The 19,044-nt window shown below is 51.5% G+C and carries 14 protein-coding genes; 10 read left to right on the top strand and 4 right to left on the bottom strand.

The features are described from left to right. Nucleotides 1-14: 14 nt before the first annotated feature. The 5 genes from DUE52_RS22885 to DUE52_RS22865 all read left to right on the top strand — a co-directional run bounded on the left by DUE52_RS22885 (nt 15) and on the right by DUE52_RS22865 (nt 5,530). Nucleotides 15-1,112 carry a porin gene (locus tag DUE52_RS22885; protein ID WP_229312275.1) on the top strand — a complete coding sequence of 366 codons (1,098 nt, stop codon included), beginning with the start codon at nt 15-17 and terminating at the stop codon, nt 1,110-1,112. Between the two features lie 100 nt (nt 1,113-1,212). Next, nucleotides 1,213-2,340 (top strand): sensor protein KdpD, encoded by a 1,128-nt coding sequence (locus DUE52_RS22880; protein WP_114408393.1) that lies wholly within the window; start codon nt 1,213-1,215, stop codon nt 2,338-2,340. Beyond that, nucleotides 2,337-4,076: a sensor histidine kinase gene (locus DUE52_RS22875; RefSeq protein ID WP_114408392.1), complete on the top strand. Its 1,740-nt coding sequence runs from the start codon at nt 2,337-2,339 to the stop codon at nt 4,074-4,076. Before DUE52_RS22880 ends, DUE52_RS22875 begins: the two co-directional genes overlap by 4 nt. Nucleotides 4,077-4,135: 59 nt before the next feature. Then, nucleotides 4,136-4,729, top strand: a complete 594-nt coding sequence (locus DUE52_RS22870) for an SGNH/GDSL hydrolase family protein (protein WP_114408391.1) — start codon at nt 4,136-4,138, stop codon at nt 4,727-4,729. A 72-nt stretch (nt 4,730-4,801) separates the two neighbouring features. Beyond that, nucleotides 4,802-5,530 (top strand): esterase family protein, encoded by a 729-nt coding sequence (locus tag DUE52_RS22865; RefSeq protein ID WP_114408390.1) that lies wholly within the window; start codon nt 4,802-4,804, stop codon nt 5,528-5,530. Here DUE52_RS22865 and DUE52_RS22860 read toward each other — a convergent pair. After that, nucleotides 5,525-6,460 carry a ring-cleaving dioxygenase gene (locus DUE52_RS22860; protein WP_114408389.1) on the bottom strand — a complete coding sequence of 312 codons (936 nt, stop codon included), beginning with the start codon at nt 6,458-6,460 and terminating at the stop codon, nt 5,525-5,527. The genes DUE52_RS22865 and DUE52_RS22860 overlap by 6 nt on opposite strands. A gap of 74 nt (nt 6,461-6,534) precedes the next feature. Continuing rightward, a complete protein-coding gene (locus tag DUE52_RS22855; protein WP_114408388.1) occupies nt 6,535-7,995 on the bottom strand; it encodes a serine hydrolase domain-containing protein in 1,461 nt (486 codons plus the stop codon). Nucleotides 7,996-8,197: 202 nt separating this feature from the next. Here DUE52_RS22855 and DUE52_RS22850 point away from each other — a divergent pair, with 202 nt between their 5' ends. From DUE52_RS22850 to DUE52_RS22840, 3 genes are all read left to right on the top strand, one after another. After that, nucleotides 8,198-9,667 carry a serine hydrolase gene (locus DUE52_RS22850; RefSeq protein WP_229312274.1) on the top strand — a complete coding sequence of 490 codons (1,470 nt, stop codon included), beginning with the start codon at nt 8,198-8,200 and terminating at the stop codon, nt 9,665-9,667. Between the two features lie 235 nt (nt 9,668-9,902). After that, complete coding sequence (locus tag DUE52_RS22845; RefSeq protein ID WP_133299920.1) at nt 9,903-10,466, top strand: hypothetical protein; 564 nt, start codon at nt 9,903-9,905, stop codon at nt 10,464-10,466. 152 nt (nt 10,467-10,618) lie between these two features. Then, nucleotides 10,619-11,503: a T9SS type B sorting domain-containing protein gene (locus tag DUE52_RS22840; RefSeq protein ID WP_165841007.1), complete on the top strand. Its 885-nt coding sequence runs from the start codon at nt 10,619-10,621 to the stop codon at nt 11,501-11,503. A 116-nt stretch (nt 11,504-11,619) separates the two neighbouring features. Here DUE52_RS22840 and DUE52_RS22835 read toward each other — a convergent pair whose 3' ends face one another. Both DUE52_RS22835 and DUE52_RS22830 read right to left on the bottom strand, forming a co-directional pair. Further along, nucleotides 11,620-13,674, bottom strand: a complete 2,055-nt coding sequence (locus tag DUE52_RS22835) for a tetratricopeptide repeat-containing sensor histidine kinase (RefSeq protein ID WP_114408385.1) — start codon at nt 13,672-13,674, stop codon at nt 11,620-11,622. A 226-nt stretch (nt 13,675-13,900) separates the two neighbouring features. Further along, on the bottom strand, nt 13,901-14,887 hold the full coding sequence (locus tag DUE52_RS22830) for a sensor histidine kinase (protein ID WP_165841006.1): 987 nt from the start codon (nt 14,885-14,887) through the stop codon (nt 13,901-13,903). A gap of 344 nt (nt 14,888-15,231) precedes the next feature. On the opposite strand from DUE52_RS22830, the gene DUE52_RS22825 reads away from it, so the two are divergent. Then, a complete protein-coding gene (locus DUE52_RS22825; protein ID WP_114408383.1) occupies nt 15,232-15,627 on the top strand; it encodes a sugar 3,4-ketoisomerase in 396 nt (131 codons plus the stop codon). 56 nt (nt 15,628-15,683) lie between these two features. After that, the gene (gene porU2 / locus DUE52_RS22820) at nt 15,684-19,043 is read left to right on the top strand and encodes a putative type IX secretion system sortase PorU2 (RefSeq protein ID WP_114408382.1); all 3,360 of its coding nucleotides are present in this window, start codon (nt 15,684-15,686) and stop codon (nt 19,041-19,043) included. Nucleotide 19,044: the final 1 nt, after the last annotated feature.

Raw genomic sequence — 19,044 nt, 5'->3', positions numbered from 1 at the left:
ACCTGAAGAAAACTTTGATTAGTTTCGCCATTTTAATACAGGTACTGGTCGGTCCCTACGCATTTGCACAAACCAGTTCAACGCCGACGCCCAGCCTCACCCTGTCCGGGTACGCTGAACTGTATTACGTTCAGGATCTGAACCAGCCCAAGGCACAGGAACGACCCGGTTTTCTGTACAATCACAAGCGAAACCGGGAAGTCAATGTGAACCTGGCGTTCCTCAAGGCGGCTTATGCAAACGAGCGGGTTCGCGCTAATCTGGCCCTCCAGGTCGGGACGTATGCCCAGTATAATTATGCCGCCGAGCAGCCGCTGCTCCGCAACATTTACGAAGCCAACGCCGGGGTAAAGCTCAGCAAAAACCGCGATTTGTGGCTCGATGCCGGTGTTTTTTCGTCGCACATCGGTTTTGAAAGTGCGGTTTCCAAAGACTGCTGGACGCTGACACGCAGTATGTTAGCCGAAAATTCGCCGTATTACCTGGCCGGCGCCAAGCTGACGTATAACACGCCGAACGGAAAATGGACCTTGCTGGGATCGGTGCTCAACGGCTGGCAGCGCATCAACCGCTTGCCTGGGTATACCAAACCGGCTTTCAGTACGCAGGTACAGTTTAAACCCAGTTCAAAAGTGACCCTGAACTGGAGTAGTTTTCTGGGAGCCGATCATGCAGATTCATTGGACCAGCCCCGGTTTTTCAATAACTTTTATGCCATCATCAACCCAACCGGCAAGTTCGGACTTACGCTGGGCTTCGACATCGGAGCCGAGCGAAAACCGCTCGTTGATGAAGGAATTCTGAAGCGATACGTCTGGTATTCGCCGGTGATCCTTTTCCGGTATGCCACCAGTTCAAAAAGCTACGTTGCCGGGCGGGTTGAGTATTACAATGATCCGAATGGAGTGATTATCAATACGCTATCGGCGGAACGGCCCAACGGTTTTAAAACCTGGGGCTATTCCGTCAATTATGACTACACGATTCTGCCAAATGCCGTCTGGCGAATTGAATACCGGGGTTTCAACAGCAAGGATGCGATTTTTGCCGAGACCGGCCCCGCCAAACGAACCAACAACGCGCTGACAACCTCACTGGCGATCAGTTTTTAATTAGAAGGGAGAGGTTAGACAAGAGCGTAAAGACAAAAGTTCTTCGTGAGGAAATTGCGTCTTTACTCTCTTGTCTATCCTCTATCCTCTCAGAAAAACAATGGAAAACGACCGCGATCAATCCGCCGACCACTTTCTCCGGCTCATTCAGGCGTCGCGCCGGGGGAAATTCAAGATTTACATCGGGATGAGTGCGGGCGTGGGCAAAACCTACCGCATGTTGCAGGAAGCACACGCGTTGCTGCGGGGAGGAATCGACGTAAAGATCGGGTACGTGGAAACCCACAACCGGGCCGAAACCCAGGCACTGATCGCGGGTTTGCCGATGATTCCAAGACGGAAAGTGTTTTACAAAGGCCGCGAACTGGAAGAAATGGATCTGCAAACGATTCTGAACGGGCATCCCGAACTGGTCATCGTGGACGAACTGGCGCATACCAACATTCCCGGTTCGAAAAACGAAAAGCGGTGGCAGGATGTACTCGACATTCTCGACGCGGGCATCAACGTGGTGAGTGCCGTGAACATTCAGCACATCGAAAGTCTGTATGACGAGGTCCACGACATCACCGGAATCGAGGTCGCCGAGCGCGTTCCCGACCGGGTTTTGCAGGCAGCCGACGAAGTAGTGAACATCGATCTAACGGTAGATGAACTGATTGCGCGTCTGAAAGAAGGGAAAATCTACGATCCGGCGAAGGTAGAAACCGCCCTGCGCAACTTCTTTCAGGCCGAAAAAATCCTGCAACTCCGCGAACTGGCACTCAAGGAAGTGGTGACGGCGGTGGAACGGAAAGTGGAAACCACGCTGCCCGTCAACACCCAGTTTCGGCACGAACGGCTGATGGCGTCCATCAGTACCAACCACCTGGTGGCCCGGCGGGTGATCCGCAAAACCGCCCGGCTGGCGGCTTATTACCAGGCCCGGTGGTGTGTGCTCTATGTGCAGACGCCCGCCGAAGATCCCAACCGCATCAAGCTGGATGTGCAACGGCATTTGATCAATAATTTAAAACTGGCGACGGAATTGGGAGCCGAGGTGATCCGGGTAAAAAACACGAGTATCTTTAATGCGCTGGTCGAGGAGTGCGAAAAGCGTAAGATTACAACGGTCTGCATCGGCAAACCGCATTTCAACCTGTTTCAGGTAATTCTGCGGACCCATGCATTCAATCAGTTGCTCACTATGTTATCCGAATCGGACATTGATTTAGTCATCCTGTCATGACGATTAAACTAAAACTATCGCTGGCGCTGGCCTTCCTGTTTGCCGTCACGATGTTGCTGGGCGGGCTGGGAATCTATTACTTAAACCAGCTTGCGGATGATGCCCGGGCTATTCTGAAGGATAATTATACCTCCCTGCAGTTTGTGGGAAGTATGCAGAAGGCTTTGCTCACGCGGAATTCAGACCCCAATTCAATCAAAACTTTCGACACGTCACTGCGTCGGCAGGAAGCGAATTTGACGGAAGAAGGGGAGAAGGAACTGGTGGAAGCCGTGCGGGTGGATTTCGACCAGTTGAAATCGGGAAGTCGGAATGATTCCCTGACGGCGACCCGCATTCAGCAAAACCTGCTGCAACTGGGCGCGATCAACCAGCAGGCGATGTTTCGCAAAAACAACGTGGCCGAACAAACCGCCAAAGATGCCCTGATCTGGCTGGTGGTGATGGGGACCTTCAGTTTCCTGATTCTGTTTTCGTTCATCATCAATTTCCCCGGCTATATCGCCAATCCGCTGCGCGAACTGACGCGCAGTATTCAGGAAGTGGCCAGCCGAAATTTTGAGGAACGACTGCATTTTAAATCCAACGACGAATTTGGTGATCTGGCGCGGGCGTTCAACTCGATGGCACACAAGCTCGACGAATACGAACACACCAAACTGGCCGACGTACTGTTTGAAAAGAAGCGCATCGATACCCTCATTCAATTGATGGACAACGGGATTATCGGACTGGACGAGAAAAAGACAATCCGGTTTGTGAACCCTGTTGCCTGCCGGTTGCTGGGCGTTCAGGAAGCGGACCTGGTCGGGAAATACGCGCCGGATGCGGCCCTGACCAACGATTTGCTGCGGAACCTGCTCCAGAATCTGGTGGAACCGGCGAAAGAACCCCAGGTGGCGGGTGGTTTACTCAAAATTGTCGACGAAGGAAAAGAAAGCTATTTTAACCGACAAACGCACGTTGTCACCCTGACACGCACCGGCGAAGACCAGCCCATTGCCGCCGGTTGGGTGATTGTGCTGGAAAACATAACCGCTTACCAGGAGCGCGATCTGGCCAAAACGAATTTCATCGCAACGGTTTCCCACGAGTTGAAAACGCCGATTTCGGCCATCAAGATGAGTTTGAAACTGCTGGATGATCAGCGGGTGGGTGCGTTGAACGAAGAACAAAAGCAACTGGTCGATCACGTCCGCAACGACGCCGACCGGCTGCTGAACATCACCGGTGAGCTGTTGAATCTGGCGCAGGTGGAATCGGGTCAGATTCAACTGACCATCAAGGCCGTCGATCCGTCGGATCTGGTTCAGTATGCGACCCGCGCGCTGGAAGTGGCGGCCCAGCAGCGGCAGGTGCGGTTTGAGGTGTCGGGTTTTTCGGATTTGCCCGCGATCAAAGCCGATCCCGACAAAGCCACCTGGGTGTTGGTCAACCTGTTGTCGAATGCCATCCGGCACAGTCCCGAAGAAAATGTGGTTCATATTTCGGCCCAGCAGCTTGGCAATCAGGTGGAATTTGTGGTTCGGGATTACGGCCCCGGTTTGCGTCCCGAACACCGGGCGCGGGTTTTCGACCGGTATTTTCGCGCTCCCGGCCAGAACGGTTCGGTGAGCGGCACGGGCCTGGGCCTGGCCATTTCCCGGGAATTTATTCAGACGATGGGCGGAGAAATCGGGTTGAAGGACGGGATTGAACCGGGGGCGGCTTTTTACTTTCGGCTGGCTATTGCCTGAAGTCCGTAGGTACGTTCAGTTCAAAGCTGTATTTTTGCCTATCTATTCCCCAAACCCCTATGTTCTGGTACGAAGACGAAGTCCATCAACTTGAAAAAAAGGTTCGATCCACCGCAGAAGTTACCAACCGCACGGTTTTTTACGGCAGTTCTTCCATCCGCCTGTGGAAAACGCTGGACCACGATTTTTCCGAAGAACAGGTGTTGAATATCGGTTTTGGTGGCTCGACGCTGGCGGCCTGTGGCTGGTTTTTCGAACGGCTGGTACTACCGGTCCAACCGCGTTCCATCGTGTTTTATGCCGGCGATAACGACCTGGGCGACGGGCGTCATCCAGAGGAAGTGTATCTGTTCTTCTGCGCGCTGACCAGTAAAATGCAGCAATACATGCCGGAAACGCCGTTTACCTTTGTGGCCATCAAGCCCAGCCCCGCCCGCTGGCACATCATCGACCGCATCCGGTTTGCCAATCACCTGATTCAGCAGAAAATCGAAACCCTGCCCGGTTATCACTTTGTGGACGTCTTCACACCGATGCTCGATGGGGGAGGACGCCCGCGCTGGGAACTGTTCGATAGCGATGGCCTGCACCTGAACCGGACAGGCTATGCATTGTGGCAACAGACGTTGTTGCAGCATCCTGAGATTTTTTAACAAATTGTTTAACTAAAAAACTGTTCGGTAACTAAAAAAGGATGCATCTTGCCAGCCGAATAAAGGAGTTGTATGCATCGCGAATACCAAAAATGGTTTAGTCCCCGGCTGAACCGCGACATGGAGCTTTTAGTGTTTGGTCATGCCGGTGCGCGGGTACTGGTGTTTCCGACCCGGCGGGGGCGGTTTTACGAGTTTGAAAACATTGGTCTGGTCGACGCGCTGGCCGACAAACTCGAAAGTGGGAATCTGCAACTGTTTTGCGTCGATAGCATCGATGCCGAGAGTTTATACAGCAAATGGATTCCTCCGCACGAGCGTGTACAACGCCATCTGCACTACGAAAATTACATTCTGGAAGAAGTGTTGCCCTTCACCCGGATGAAAAATCCCCAGCCGTTCATGATCGCCCTGGGCTGTAGCTTTGGCGCTTTTCACGCGGTGAACATTGCACTTCGGCATCCTGCCTGGTTCGGGAAAGTGGTCGCCCTGAGCGGGCGGTATGACTTGTCGGCACCGGTGGAGAGCTTTCGCGGATTGTTCGATTCCTATTACGACGAAACCATTTACTTCAACACCCCCACGCATTTTCTGCCCAACCTCCACGACGAAGGCACGCTGGCGTTGCTGCGCCGGATGCATTTTCTGATCGCCATCGGTCAGCAAGATCCCTTCTTCGACAACAACCGGGCCTTGAGTTTTTCATTGGGCGAAAAGCAAATTCCGCACGATCTGTACGTCTGGGAAGGCCGGGCACACCGGGCCGAATACTGGCAGCAAATGGTGAGGGTGTATTTATAGCAAAACTGGTAACTGCCCCTCGATTTGCGCCCGGCGGGGTTCATACTGGGCGGGTAGTTGGAGGTGCGTCCCCAATTCGTTCAGCGGTTCGTCTACCGTAAAACCGGGGTTGTCGGTTGCGATTTCAAACAGCACACCGCCCGGTTCGCGGAAATAGACGGAATGGAAATAATTCCGGTCGATCTGATCGGTAACCTGCAAACCTTTGGCGGCAATTTTTTCCTGAAAGTGTTTCTCAACAGCTTCATCTTTAACCCGGAAAGCGACGTGGTGAATGGTGCCACCGGCCACATGCCCGCGCGCTTCGCCCGGAACCTCCACCAGATCCACCAGATTGGCATTGTCGACCGCGCTGGTGGCAAACCGGTAGCGATTAACGTGCTGGTCGATGAGTTGATAACCCAATATATCGGTTAAGATATCTGCGGTGCCTTTGATGTTTTCCAGCGTCAGCGTCACGTTGTGAAATCCTTTGGTGGCGACGGCTGCGGTGACGTCGTTCGTCTTCCAGGGCGTCCGGTCATCGGCGGTTTTGGAAACGATCAGTTCGAGTTTCAGGCCGTCTGGGTCGAGAAAGGGGAGATAGGTTTCGCCGAATCGCTGCGTCGGTTTGTTGTAAATCACGTTGTGATCCACGAAGCGTTTTTGCCAGAATTCCAGGCTTCCTTCTGGAACGGAATAGCCGATTTCGGTCGCCATTCCGGTGCCTCTGCGGCCCGGCTGAACGGTTCCCCACGGAAAGAACGTCAGGATGGTTCCCGGCGAACCACCTTCGTCGCCAAAGTAGAAATGATAGGTGTTCGGATCGTCGAAATTGACGGTTTTTTTGATAAACCGGAGTCCGAGTATTTTCGTATAAAAATTGAAATTCCGCTGGGCATTTCCGGCGATGGCGGTGATGTGGTGCAGGCCTAAGAGTTGGTCTTCCATGTGAATCGGGTCTTGAAAAGCACGAGCCGGGAAGTTAGGAAAAACTCGTTTGCCTGACACCTGCGTTGGCTCCTTTATTTCACTTTTTTGAAGGCATCTCCGAATACGCGGGCACTCGTAACGGTATGGGCTTCGTCGTATAGCAACTCCAGCCGATGCTGTCCGTCCCGGTCGATGAAAACCTCCCGACTTTCAGGAATCATTTCCATCGACGGTTTGTCCCAATGCGGTTTGAGATATAGTTTGCCGCTGGTCTGAACCACCTCAAACGAATAATCCGGTATGCTGTATGTTCCAACGATTCCGCCGATCTGCTCGGGACTCAGGGTGAATTTTTTGACTGGCATGGGGCGGTAGAAATTCCAGCCATACACTTTCGAGATGCTTCGCATCAGGTCGTAGATGATCGTAAAACCATTGTCCGAATTGGTCATGATAACAACGCCATTGCCGTGGTAAGCCTGTGCCACATACAAACTGCGAAAACCGTTGTTGGAACCGCCGTGAATGAAAAGCAGCGAATCACCCTCGTTTTGCATCATCGGCCCCAAGCCATACAAATCCAGATTTTTGGTTAGCATCAACTCTGTCATTGCTTTGGAAATCAACCGATTTGATTTTCCTTTCAGCGATTGCTGAACGTCGATGATGTACCGGGCCAGATCCGAAGGGCTGGTCCACAAACCGGCAGCCGCCATTTCAGGGTACGTATTGTAGCGGCCTTTGAGAGCCTTGCCGTTGATCTGATAACCGGTGGCGGCCAAAGCACGAAACCGCTCCGCCAGCGGCTGCTCGTAGCTGCTATGGTGCATCCCGAGTTTCGATAAAACCGTCTCGTGCATTAGCGTTGGAAACGGTTTTTTGAGCTGATCGACCAATGCTTTTTGCAGTACCGTATAACCTCCCCCCGAATACCGGAAGATGCGACCGGGAACCGTGTCCGGTAGAACAGCCGGTGAATTAGCCGGTTTTTCACCCTTCAGAATCTGAATGATGGACGGTATTTCTTCGTTGGCTGCGTACCCCCGGAAACCGTGTACGGTCAACCCGGCGGTGTGGCTCATAATTTGCCGGAGCGTTGCTTTTTCAGTCGTGGTATGCTTGGTGTCAGGAACTTGCCAGTTTTTCAGGTAGGCATTGATGTGCGTGTCCAGGGAGAACGTTCCTTTTTCAACCCAGTGCAGCGTCGCGAGGGCCGTTAGCGGTTTGCTGATCGAAGCCGCCTGAAACATCGTGTTTTCATTGACCGGCCGTTGCTCTTCCTGACTGGCAAACCCGTAGCCCTTTACCCATTCTATTTTTCCGTCTTTGATCACGGCAATGCTAAGTCCGGGGATTCTGAGTTGCTTCATCCGATCAGAAATGTTGAGCGGTTCGACCTCTTCGCCCTCCACGACGATGGCTGGTAAAAGATGATTTTCTATTTGCCGGATTTTTTCGGACGGATTGGATTGTGCCTGGGTCGTCGTGTACCAACCGGATAGGAGTAAGAGGAGATGGGCACGAATGCCTATAGAAAAAGTCGGGACAAGCATAGCTGGGGCGGTATTTTTCTGCAATATATAATTTAATTATATATACTTCTTTCGTCCTTGCCTTAAAACCGTTCGGTTGACATTAAAATTGACGTCTGCGTGTAACCTTTGGTTGTTCCGGGAGTTTCCCGCGCAACGTGGTGACGGATCCCTGGTCTTTACACCGTTGAACGATACTCCCCAAGAAAAGACAACAAAAACAATGAACTACAAACTTGATCCCTGGTTGCTACGGATGGCAGTCATGACCTTACTACTTATCGGCCTGCTCATCAACACGCCCTCGCTGGCCCAAACCGGCCAGGTGGAAACCCTGATCCGGCGCGAAATGCAGGAACGCCGGATTCCCGGCCTTCAGGTGGCGGTGGTTCAGCGGGGTAAACTCGTTCTGCTCAAATCGTACGGGATCGGTAATCTCCAGTATGGGACACCGGTGACCAGCCAGAGCATTTTTTCGATCAATTCCTGCACGAAAGCCTTCACCGGTGTTGCCATCATGCAGTTGGTGGAAGAAGGGAAAGTGGACCTGGCGGCACCGGTATCCCGCTACCTCGCCGACCTGCCGGCAAGCTGGCAACCCGTCACGATCCGGCAACTGCTGACGCACGTTTCCGGTTTGCCGGACATTCTCCGGGTGATCGACTCTGCGCCGATGGGCCGGGTAATGGATGAGGAAACGGCCTGGGCGAAAACGAAAGCCATGCCCATGGATTTTCCGACCGGAACACAATTTCTGTATAACCAGACGAACTACGCCTTACTGGGGAAGATCATCGATCAATTCCGGGAGAAACCATTCGCGGAGGTTTTCCGGGAGCGACAGTTTCAGGTGGCAGGGATGCCCAACACCGGTTTTGGCGACTCCCGCGATGTGATTCCCAACAAAACCCAATCCTACGGGTATGTGACCCGAATGGATGGGCAAGCCTTTCCGGAGGGCAAAGTCACCAATTCGTACGAAATTTTTCCGGCCTTTCGCCGGACGGCTTCGGGCATGAACAGCACGGCGGAAGATCTGGCCCATTGGGTCATGGCGCTGCAACAGGGCAAACTTTTTCGAACCAAAACCGCCCTCGCAACCCTCTGGACACCGGGAAACTACAATGACGGAACGCCGACGCAGTGGGCGATGGGCTGGGTAACCAAACCACGACCCCGCCACCGGGCCATGATTACCACCGGCGGTGGCCGCTCCGCTTTGTTTGTTTATCCCGAAGACGACCTGACCATCATCGTTTTAACCAATCTGGCTGGTTCTTTTCCGGAAGAATTCATTGACGAACTGGCGGGTTTTTACAACCCGGAAATCCCGAAATCCGATCCCATCATGACACTCCACATGCAGTTGCGGAAGCGCGGTTTTGAGCAGGCCCATGCGGTATTTCAGGAAGAAAAAGCAAAGAACGCGGCTTTCCAGCCATCCGAAGCCGATCTGAACGACTGGGCATATCGGATGATGAGCCGGAGACAACTAACCGAAGCCCTCAGCATTTTCAAACTCAATGTGACCTTGTTTCCGGCAAGCTGGAATGTGTATGACAGCTACGGCGAAGCGCTGTTCAGAAATGGCCGGAAAGAAGAAGCCATTGCGATGTACCGAAAATCAATTGAGCTGAATGCCGATAACCAGGGCGGAAAGCAGATGCTGGAGCGGATTTTGAAAACGCCGTAATCCGGAAAGCCATCGTATGTCTAATTTTAAGCTTAACAGATATGACGGTTTTTGGTCGAATAATATTTTGTACACACAAAAATATTAGTGTGACTTTTTTCGCAGTAGGAAGTCTACATTAACGAATGTTATTCCCGAAAGGGCCGGAAACGTGGCCGGAGCCGGTTTTTGATGAAATGCATTGTAAAAAACCAGTTGAAGTCATAGCACTTGTCGTAGTTAGTCGTTGATGAATATGAAAAAAAAAATCTACCTCCTTGCGGGTCTTTTTCTGTTAGCGGTGAGTGCCTCATTCGCTCAGAATGGAAAATTCGACGTCCGATTTTTGGTCAAAACCATCGACTGTACCACCGGCAAAGCCGTTATCAACGTGCAGGTGAAAGCCAGCAATACGCAGGGTATGTTTCTGATGGGCGATGCAAACTACCGATTCGATTATGACCCCCGAATCATCAACAATCCGGTCATTCTGACGCAGGAAAATTTTTCCAGTCAGGCTCCGGCGAGCGACGTCCGGTATGGAATCCAGAATCTGAACGGCAGTTCGTTCGGGCCCACCATAGGAACCGTTTCGCTCAACACCACCTACGGTGGTTCGGGAACCGGAGCCGCTTCCGTTGGCATCAACTGGATCACCGTTTCGACCATTCAGTTCGATATCGTCAATACGCAACTGATTCAAAACAACTGCTTTGCCATCGTCTGGCATACCGATACCATTTTTCCAAACTCTGGAAGGACGAGAGCGGTATTTTTGATCAGTATCGCTATGGCGACTTCAACATGGACGCCGATGTGAACTTTGTCGACAGCGTGTTGTGGAAGAAAAATAATGGACGCTATTCCAAAGTGCCGCATTGATATCGACAGAAGGCCCAGCGGTTTCGGCCACTGGACCTTCCTTGATCCAACTCTGAAGTTTGAATTCTATTTTCCGTAAAACCAATGGATATGAAACGGTTTTTCTTTCTTTTCGCGGTCTGCTCTTCGCTACTGGCTGAGGCCCAAAACGGTAAATTCGATGTGCGTTTACAACTCAAAAAAGCCGATTGTGCTCAAATGAAGCTGCTGGTAACGGTAGAAGTGAAGGCGCACGATGAAAACAGCTCGTTTTTGATGGGCAATGCAAACTTTCGTTTTTCATACGATGCTCACCTGATCAAAGCACCGGTTATTGCCGATCAGCAGAATTTTACCAGTCAGGGCGAAAATGCCAGCCTGAACTACAATCCCCTGTCGTTGAACGGTTCGGTCGAACGAAATGCCAACGGTATCGTTTCATTGAACATCATTTACAGTGGTTCGGAACAGAACGCGACGCCGGTTTCCACGAACTGGCTTCCCATCGCGACGCTGCAATTCGATCTCGTCAATCCGGATGAAAAAGCTGGAACTACGCTGGTTTGGAATGATGACAAAGCCTTTCCTGTTACCGGCTTAAGTGAAGTTGTGCTCAAAAAAACCACTCCTGAGTTTGACTACGATACCTACGTTGCCAAAGCGAGTGGGGTCTTTGAAAATCTGACCATCAAATCGCTTTCCAGCTTGTGTTCCGGTTCAAATCCGGATGCGGAAGGGGAGCTACGAATTCCGGAAGGGTTCTCACCCAATGGGGATGGTACCAATGACAAATTCACAATTGCCAACCTGGGAAAACTGGTTGCGGAAGTAACCATTTTTGATCGCAACGGAACCGTTATATACGAATCAAAAGACTACCAAAACGATTGGGACGGACGGGATCGCAGCAAAGACCTGCCTACCGGAACCTACTTCTACAGCATTCGGCTCAGTGACGGGCGGAAATTCACCCGCTCCCTGACTTTATCACGCTAGAATTTAACCTTTACATCTCGCAATAGTTCGAAAGCCTATGAAGATTCTTCGTAGGCTTTTTTTGCGGATTGGCCGTACGGTATCGGAAAAAGAGGGCGCCAAAACCGGCTCGGGTTTCACTTTGCCGGCAATTCGACGTAAAAGGTGGTTCCCTGATGCTCCTCACTTTCAAACCAAAGCTTCCCGCGATGGGCTTCAACGATTTGCCGGGAAATGGCGAGTCCCATCCCGAACGATTTTTCGCCGGCTGTACCGGGTCGGCGGGCCGCCGTAAATAAATCGAAAATAGAGGCTTTTAATGGAGCCGGAATACCGATTCCCTGATCTTTGACGGATATTTGAACCGTATCGTCCCGTTTTTCCAGCCCCACAGTGATGGTAGATTCAGGTGGGCTAAATTTGATGGCGTTGGTAATGAGGTTACTAATCACCCGCCACATTTTCTGACGGTCTACCAAAATCCGGGCCATATTGGTTTCGAGATGAATGGATTGCTTCTTTTCGAGTGCTTTTAATTCCAGCATATCGACACACGACGCCAGAAACTCCTGCAACTCGACCGGTTCCATCTTGTTGATGGTGGCGTTGGAATGCAGCAGGTTGTCGATGAGAACGAGGGAGTTAGCTGAAGACGATTTGATCATTTCCAGGAAGTACTGCGGTTTATGAACCCTCAACTGATCTTCCAGCAAGAGATCGACCGCCATGCTGATGGCGCCAATTGGCGTGCGTAAATCATGCGCAACAACCTGCAACAAACGGGCATTTTCCTGCTGGCTTCGCTCCAGTTCCGTCAATGTGGTTTGTAGCTGGGTATTTCGGCCAATAATTTGCCGGTTTAAGGCGGCAAGTTTTAAGAGGTTTTTCTGGGTTCGCTGCCAACTGTGCCAGATCAAATAGGCAATCACAAAGGCCATCAGCAGAATGGCAGCCGCACCCATCAGATAGAGTCGGTTCAACTCCTCTTTTTTATTTAACAATTCAATTTTGTGCTGACTATCCAGGTTCAGCAATGCCTGGTCCATGCCCTTAAAAACCGCCTTTTCCTGGTCGGAATAATCTCTCAGCGCGTGATAATTTTTAAGATGGTAGTGGGCCTGGCTGATTTGGTGAACCTTCTCGAAATATTGCGATTGGAGATGATGCCACCGCAAGAGGGCGTCCGGGTGTTGCAGGGTATCCAGCGATGTTTTCAGGGAAAGTAGTTCTTTGCGCGCCATTTCCAGCCGATTATTGGTCAGGTAGACTTCACAAAGTTTGGCCTGCGACAACTGCGCATCCCGGTTGTAATACCCGGTTTGCCGATTGATGCGGATACTTTCTTTCAGCAGGGTTTCGGCTTGAGGAAGGTCTCCCTGCTGGAGATAAATGGTGGCCTGATTGCCATAAATGACCGCCCGGGCCATTGCCATGAAATCTTTCTGATTCGGGAATTTGTGTTCATTCTGCCCGATAAACCGTAGCGCCTGGTCATAGTAATGCAACGCACTATCCGGTAATTCCAATTTTGAGTAGCATAAGCCGATATTGCTTAAATAACCCTGACGGCTCGCAAACAAATCATCAAAGTTTCCTCCGTTGGAACATGTCATTACTTCACGGAAGGCCTGTTTATAATACGTAGCGGCTTTGATGTAATTTTTTTCCTGGTAATTCATCCCGGCGATCCGGCTGGTATACTGACTGCTTTGGCAACTGTCGAAGGTCGATTCCATGAGGACCTTCCCCTGGAAAAACTGGCTATAGGCCTCTTCGTACCGTCTCTGATGATACAACAGACTACCGCGCAAAAGATAGATACGGGCATAATTCTTTTTGTATTTTTCCCGAAGAATTCCGGGTTCAAGAACCCAAAACATACTGTCAATATAGCTCTGAACCTTCTCATAGTCGGGTTTGAAACTGTCATCAAAGTAATTATCTCTCAGAAAATCATATTTGCGATAGTAATCCATAACACCCGCTTCGGGAAACCGGGCGTAAGCGGAATCCAGATACATCCGGGAACGTTCGATTCCCTTTGAAAACTTCAGAACCGTGGCCCGGTCGATCAGGCTGTCTACGTGAGCCTGGTGATCGGTATTGCGGATTGCGTAAAAATCACAACTGGAAAACCAGCAAATCAACAGAACCCAACTCAGACGACCGATTAAGGGATGCCCACTTTTCATGAAGGTGAATTTCTATAGGATGCCGTAAAATTGCACTGCCACGTGACAAGCGACCGTGAATGTTTGCACATGATACTGAAAGTGTTCCAAATGACGAACATACTATAAAAACAATTGATCTGAAGAACTGCCGACCGGGAAAGATCGGTCGTAGTACGGTTGGATGAGGAAGCCGGAAGGGCAGTCGAAGAGGTAAACGATGGGTTGCGAATGGCCGGTTTCTGAATCAATAGGGAAGTGTTAACGAAACCCGTAAGCCGCCACTTTCGGGGGTTTCGTAAAAAACGGTCGCATTGAGTAAGCGGGCAAAATCCCGGATAATTTCGTGGCCAAACTGCGTATTTAAACCCGGCATAGGTTCTGATGTACTAAAATAGCGGTTTATATCCCGCAGAAGGGTGGGCGAAACGCCAACGCCACTGTCCGATACCATAATGACCACTTTCTGATAGGCCTGCCGGGCTTCAATCCGGATGGTGCCGTCGTCCGTGTTTTTGTTCGCATTATCGATCAGATTTCGCAGGATGGTTTTCAGCAGCAATTTGTCCGTATTCACCTTCATCCGGGGTGGAATGTCGAGTTGAAGCATATTGCCGTGGTGAAGCATATTTTCCTTGTACAACTCTTCCAGTTCATGGATGAGTTCCGGCAATAAATACTCCCTGATCCGGACACCATACGCCTGATCCTGGGTCGAAATCCATTGCATTATTTCTTCCGTCAGAAAATGAATCTGCTTGGTCGAATTGTTGATTTCCGTAATCAGATCGTCCAGTTCGGCGTGAGAATCCCGCTTCCAGTTTCGGAATAAATAAGCTGTGTTTTTGTATAAATACCGCAAGGGAGATCGCAAATCGTGGATCAAAATCGCGATAAAACGGTCTTTTTCGGAGATAGACAGGTGTAGATTTTCCTTCGAAATTTTTAACTGGTCATTGTGTAGCCGCAACTCCGAGATTAATTTCTGCTGCTGCAAGATGCGATCCTGGGTTTCATGATTTAGTCTCAGGTGTTGCTGATGCCGGTTTCGGTAGCGCATTCGCAGGAAAAACCAGACCAGAATGGCCACAAGCAAGCTCGCCAGAACGGGTGGCAAAATTAGATTATTCCAACTTAAAAAAAAACCGATGGGTCGCCAAAACGGTTGGCCAATAGCCGGTTCAGCGAACGCCGGCGCGCTATCGGTCCAAAGGAAAAACGGTATAAAAGTCATCGTACCGGATCGTGGAGTAATCTGTTTACAGACCGTTTCGCTCCATTTTGGGGTAAACATAGATTGCGCAAAGCCGGGATAATCCTCCCAAACATAAGCAGGTTGTGGGTCGGCTTTTGTAGAAAAAAACGTATTTTGAACGACGCCTTTCTCCTGATTTTCGTCGCCCTGACGTCTTTTCCCAAAGAGCGGTTTCGCCGGCTTCTTGAAATGGATGATTTTCTACAGAATAAGACCGTCTCCTTCGATTGATTTGTATCTGTTCCGGGTGGAATGGTTATTCCGGTTTTCGTAACCTTTCAGGGTTTGAAACCGGGTGATTATCCGACACAAAAGCCGTTGTCATGGCCCTGTTATACACCTTAAAAACGTCTAAGAACCAGATCGCTGAACTGGAGGAGTTGACCGGGTTATCCTTTCTGCGGTCGTACCTTATTTATAAGGTGCCAGTGGGTCAGTGCCGGGGGCAACACCGCCACCAGCAGAATCACAGCATTTTGTTCTGCCTGACTGGATCGGTATCAATATTTATTCAATCGGAAGAGCATGATGCAGTTTATCAGTTGAATAGCCCGAACCAGGCCCTGCATCTACTCCCTTCCGACTGGCGGATATTGTACGATTTTTCGCCGGATTGCACGGTGCTGGCATTAGCGAGCGATCTGTTTTCCAAGCGGGATTATATTCCGGAACCTTATCGGCCGGTTTTGCTGCCAGTCAGAGAACAGGTGTGGCAGTAAGCCCGCTCTGCATCCGCCGATGCTGCGAAGTCAATGCTTTATTTTCAGACAATGTTATGCGGAAACTGATCGTTGGTTTGTTCGTATGGGTTTGTAGTGGTGGGGTGAATGCCCAAACGGGCCGCTTTGGAAACGAATGGATTAATCACAGCCAGTCCTATTTCCGAATCCCGGTCACGGAAAGGGCTGTTTACCGACTGACAACTTCAGACTTGGCAAAGGCCGGCATCCCGGTTACGTCCGTTAACCCCACTACCCTGCAACTGTTCCGGCGCGGAATCGAGCAGGCGATCCTGGTTTCCGGCGAATCGGATCAGAAACTCGACGCTGCGGATTACCTCGAATTTGTAGGCGAAGGCAATGACGGTTTGCAGGATACCTTGCTGTACCGACCGATGAGCGCCCAGCCGCATCCGTACTACAGCATGTATTCCGACACGGCGGCTTATTTTTTAACCTGGCGCTCCGACGGAAAACCGGGCAAACGGGTTGTCACCACGCAGGAAACCCGACCCGCCGGTTTGCTGCCGGAACCGTATCATATCGCCGAGCAACTGCAGGTGCTGAAGGATGAGATGTCTACCAACCCGAGTACGGGTCCGGTGCCTTTTATTACCCAGTATGAGGTGTATTTTGAAGCAGGAGAGGGCTGGACGGGGCCGATGCAACAGAAAAACAAACCACATACGCAGCTTTTCAACCTTCCTGGCTGGGTCAATTCGGCCGCCGAAAAACCGGAGCTGGAAATGCTGCTGAACGGCCGGGATACCTACCAACATCTGGTCGATTTCTCGGCCGGTGCGTCGGGCCGGACGTTGGGGAGCCTGAAATTCAGTGCGTTTCAGCCGAGACGGTTTTCAGCACCGCTTCAATCCACGGATTTTGCCGTAAAAAGTGATGCTTCGGCGGACCTGACGCTAACTACCGTATCGCGCGGGTCGGGTGAATTTGATCGTTATTCCGTGAGTACCGTGCGGATTCGGTATCCACAAACGATCAGCTTGAAAAATGGGCCGCAGCAAGTGCTGCGGCTACTACCAAAAGCCGGCGGACGTTCTTATCTCGAACTGCCGGATGCACCGGCCAGTACCGTCATCTATGACATCACCGAACCGGGCGCGGCCCGACGGCTAACCGGCACGCAGGAAGGCTCGACCCGGCAGGTGGTCGTTCCCAACACGACGTCTCCGCGTCAACTTCTGGTGACAACCCGGGTGATAACGCCCGTGCAGTTGGAGCGGGTGGTTTTTCGCAAATTTGATCCGGCCCAACCCAATTTCCTGATGGTTTCGCACGAACTTCTGATGAAACCGGTGGGGCAGGTGGCGGACCCGGTTCGGGCCTACGCAGCGTACCGGGCATCCGTGAAAGGTGGTCAGTACGATACGCTCGTGGTGACCATGAAGGAACTGTTCAACCAGTTCAGCTTTGGCGAACGCACTCCGCTGGCCATTCGGCGGTTTGCCGATTACATGCTAACGGGCGGCCCCGGCAAGTTCCTGTTTTTGATAGGCCGCTCGTCGGTCTATTTCCCGTTCCGCAAGAATGCCAATCAGTATTATCTGGATCTGGTTCCGACTATCGGCAACGTCCCCGGTTCGGATGTGCTGTTGACCGCCGGTTTGGCTGGTTTTCCGGAAAACGTGCCCGCTATGGCCACGGGACGGCTCAATACACTTTCGGCGCAGGAGGTGCTGAACTACGGAAACAAGGTGAAAGAGTTTGAAAACAACGCGGCCAATGTGCCATGGCGCAAGGAAATTCTGCACCTGAGTGGCGGTCGTTCGCAGTCGGAACTGGCTGGTTTCAAGGCCATTCTCAACGATGCGAAGGCACTCGTGCAAAATCAGTATTTGGGCTCGGAAGTCACCACGCGCTCCAAAACGACCGATGCTCCCGTCGAGCGCATCGACATCAGTGACAAGGTCAACAAAGGGGTTGCGATGATCACTTTTTTTGGCCATTCATCGCCAACCGTCGCCGACCTCGACATCGGGTATGCTTCCGATCCGGTATATGGCTATAACAACAAAGGTCGATATCCACTCATGTTTTTCAATGGGTGCGGACTTGGAAATATTTTTTATGGTGGTAATGTGCTCAGTACCAACTGGCTGCTGACGCCGGACAAAGGAGCCATTGCCATTCTGGCGCACTGTTTCGAAGGATTTACCACGCCCCTCAACACGTTCACGCTGCAATTTTACAAGACGCTGTTTACGGACAGCACCTACTTCTCAAAACCGATTGGCGTTATTCACCAGGAAACCACCCGGCGGGTGTTGGCTACGACCAAAGATGCCCTGCAAATTGGCAATGCCAACCAGATGGTGTTGCAGGGTGACCCGGCTCTCCGGCTGTTTCCGTTGCCCCAAGCCGATTTTCAGGTGCAGTCTTCGGGGGTTTCCCGGACCGACAATGCCGTGGATTCCGTCCGTTTGCGGGTGGTTGTGGTCAATGCCGGACGCTATCATCCGCAGGAACGCCTGAGTCTGACGGTTCAGAAGCGGCTGTCCGACGGTTCGGTTCGGTCGTATAAAACCGTTTTGAAAGCCGCAGTAGCTTTTCGGGATACGGTTTATTACAGCTTTCGACCCGACCTGGATGCCGATGGCCCAACGCGGCACGAACTGGTGCTGGATGCTGAAAACCGGGTGGAGGAGTTAGACGAAACCAATAATGTGCTGGTGTTTACGGTTTCGAAATCCGGTGATCAGTACGCGGTCGTTTTGCCCGATTCGAGCCAGCGTTTTCCGCCCGATCGCTTCAATCCGTTGCTGGATGTAACCATCGACGGAGCCCGAATTGCCGATGGTGCGCTGGTTTCGCCCAATCCGGTCATTCAGGTTATGGTGCAGGATGAAGATCCATACCGCATTCGCCGGGACACGCTCGGCATTGATCTGCTGCTGCGTAAACCGTGCGAAACGTGCGTTTTTGAACGGGTGGTTCTTGGCAATTCCGACGTGAATTGGACCCCTGCCAGCGCCAATAACCGGTTTTTACTTCACTACCGACCTCAGAATCTGACCGAAGGCGTCTACACATTGCGAGTTCAGGCCACCGATGTCAGTGGTAACAAAGCCGGGTTGAGTCCGTATGAAATCAATTTTCGGGTAAAAACGGAGGATAGTCTGTCGGTCATCCGGCCCGTACCCAATCCATTTTGGGCGCATACCCGGTTTCAGTTTACCGTTACCGGGAAGGAGCTGCCGGGCAACGGGCAGTTGGTCATTCGGAACCTGAACGGGCAAGTGGTTCGAACGCTCCGGCAACCGCTTCGCATCGGTGAAAATGGATTTTACTGGGATGGTACAGATCAGGGGGGCGTGGCATTGCCCAATGGTTTGTATGTTTTCCGGTTTATTCGGGACGATGGGCGGCACCTGACCGGGCGGGTGATTATCAACCGGTAAT

It is taken from the genome of Larkinella punicea (genome assembly GCF_003334855.1).
Taxonomy (GTDB): Bacteria; Bacteroidota; Bacteroidia; order Cytophagales; family Spirosomataceae; genus Larkinella; species Larkinella punicea.
The sequence above is the reverse complement of the archived record's forward strand: the minus strand, read 5'-3'. Positions and strand labels throughout refer to the sequence as shown.

Coding starts and splice junctions, on each gene's coding strand:
- DUE52_RS22860 (WP_114408389.1), bottom strand. CDS start 6,460: ATGGAAGACCAACTCTTAGGCCTGCACCACATCACCGCCATCGCCGGA.
- DUE52_RS22830 (WP_165841006.1), bottom strand. CDS start 14,887: ATGACTTTTATACCGTTTTTCCTTTGGACCGATAGCGCGCCGGCGTTC.
- DUE52_RS22850 (WP_229312274.1), top strand. CDS start 8,198: ATGAACTACAAACTTGATCCCTGGTTGCTACGGATGGCAGTCATGACC.
- DUE52_RS22865 (WP_114408390.1), top strand. CDS start 4,802: ATGCATCGCGAATACCAAAAATGGTTTAGTCCCCGGCTGAACCGCGAC.
- DUE52_RS22875 (WP_114408392.1), top strand. CDS start 2,337: ATGACGATTAAACTAAAACTATCGCTGGCGCTGGCCTTCCTGTTTGCC.
- porU2 (WP_114408382.1), top strand. CDS start 15,684: ATGCGGAAACTGATCGTTGGTTTGTTCGTATGGGTTTGTAGTGGTGGG.
- DUE52_RS22845 (WP_133299920.1), top strand. CDS start 9,903: ATGAAAAAAAAAATCTACCTCCTTGCGGGTCTTTTTCTGTTAGCGGTG.
- DUE52_RS22840 (WP_165841007.1), top strand. CDS start 10,619: ATGAAACGGTTTTTCTTTCTTTTCGCGGTCTGCTCTTCGCTACTGGCT.
- DUE52_RS22855 (WP_114408388.1), bottom strand. CDS start 7,995: ATGCTTGTCCCGACTTTTTCTATAGGCATTCGTGCCCATCTCCTCTTA.
- DUE52_RS22880 (WP_114408393.1), top strand. CDS start 1,213: ATGGAAAACGACCGCGATCAATCCGCCGACCACTTTCTCCGGCTCATT.
- DUE52_RS22870 (WP_114408391.1), top strand. CDS start 4,136: ATGTTCTGGTACGAAGACGAAGTCCATCAACTTGAAAAAAAGGTTCGA.
- DUE52_RS22825 (WP_114408383.1), top strand. CDS start 15,232: ATGGCCCTGTTATACACCTTAAAAACGTCTAAGAACCAGATCGCTGAA.
- DUE52_RS22835 (WP_114408385.1), bottom strand. CDS start 13,674: ATGAAAAGTGGGCATCCCTTAATCGGTCGTCTGAGTTGGGTTCTGTTG.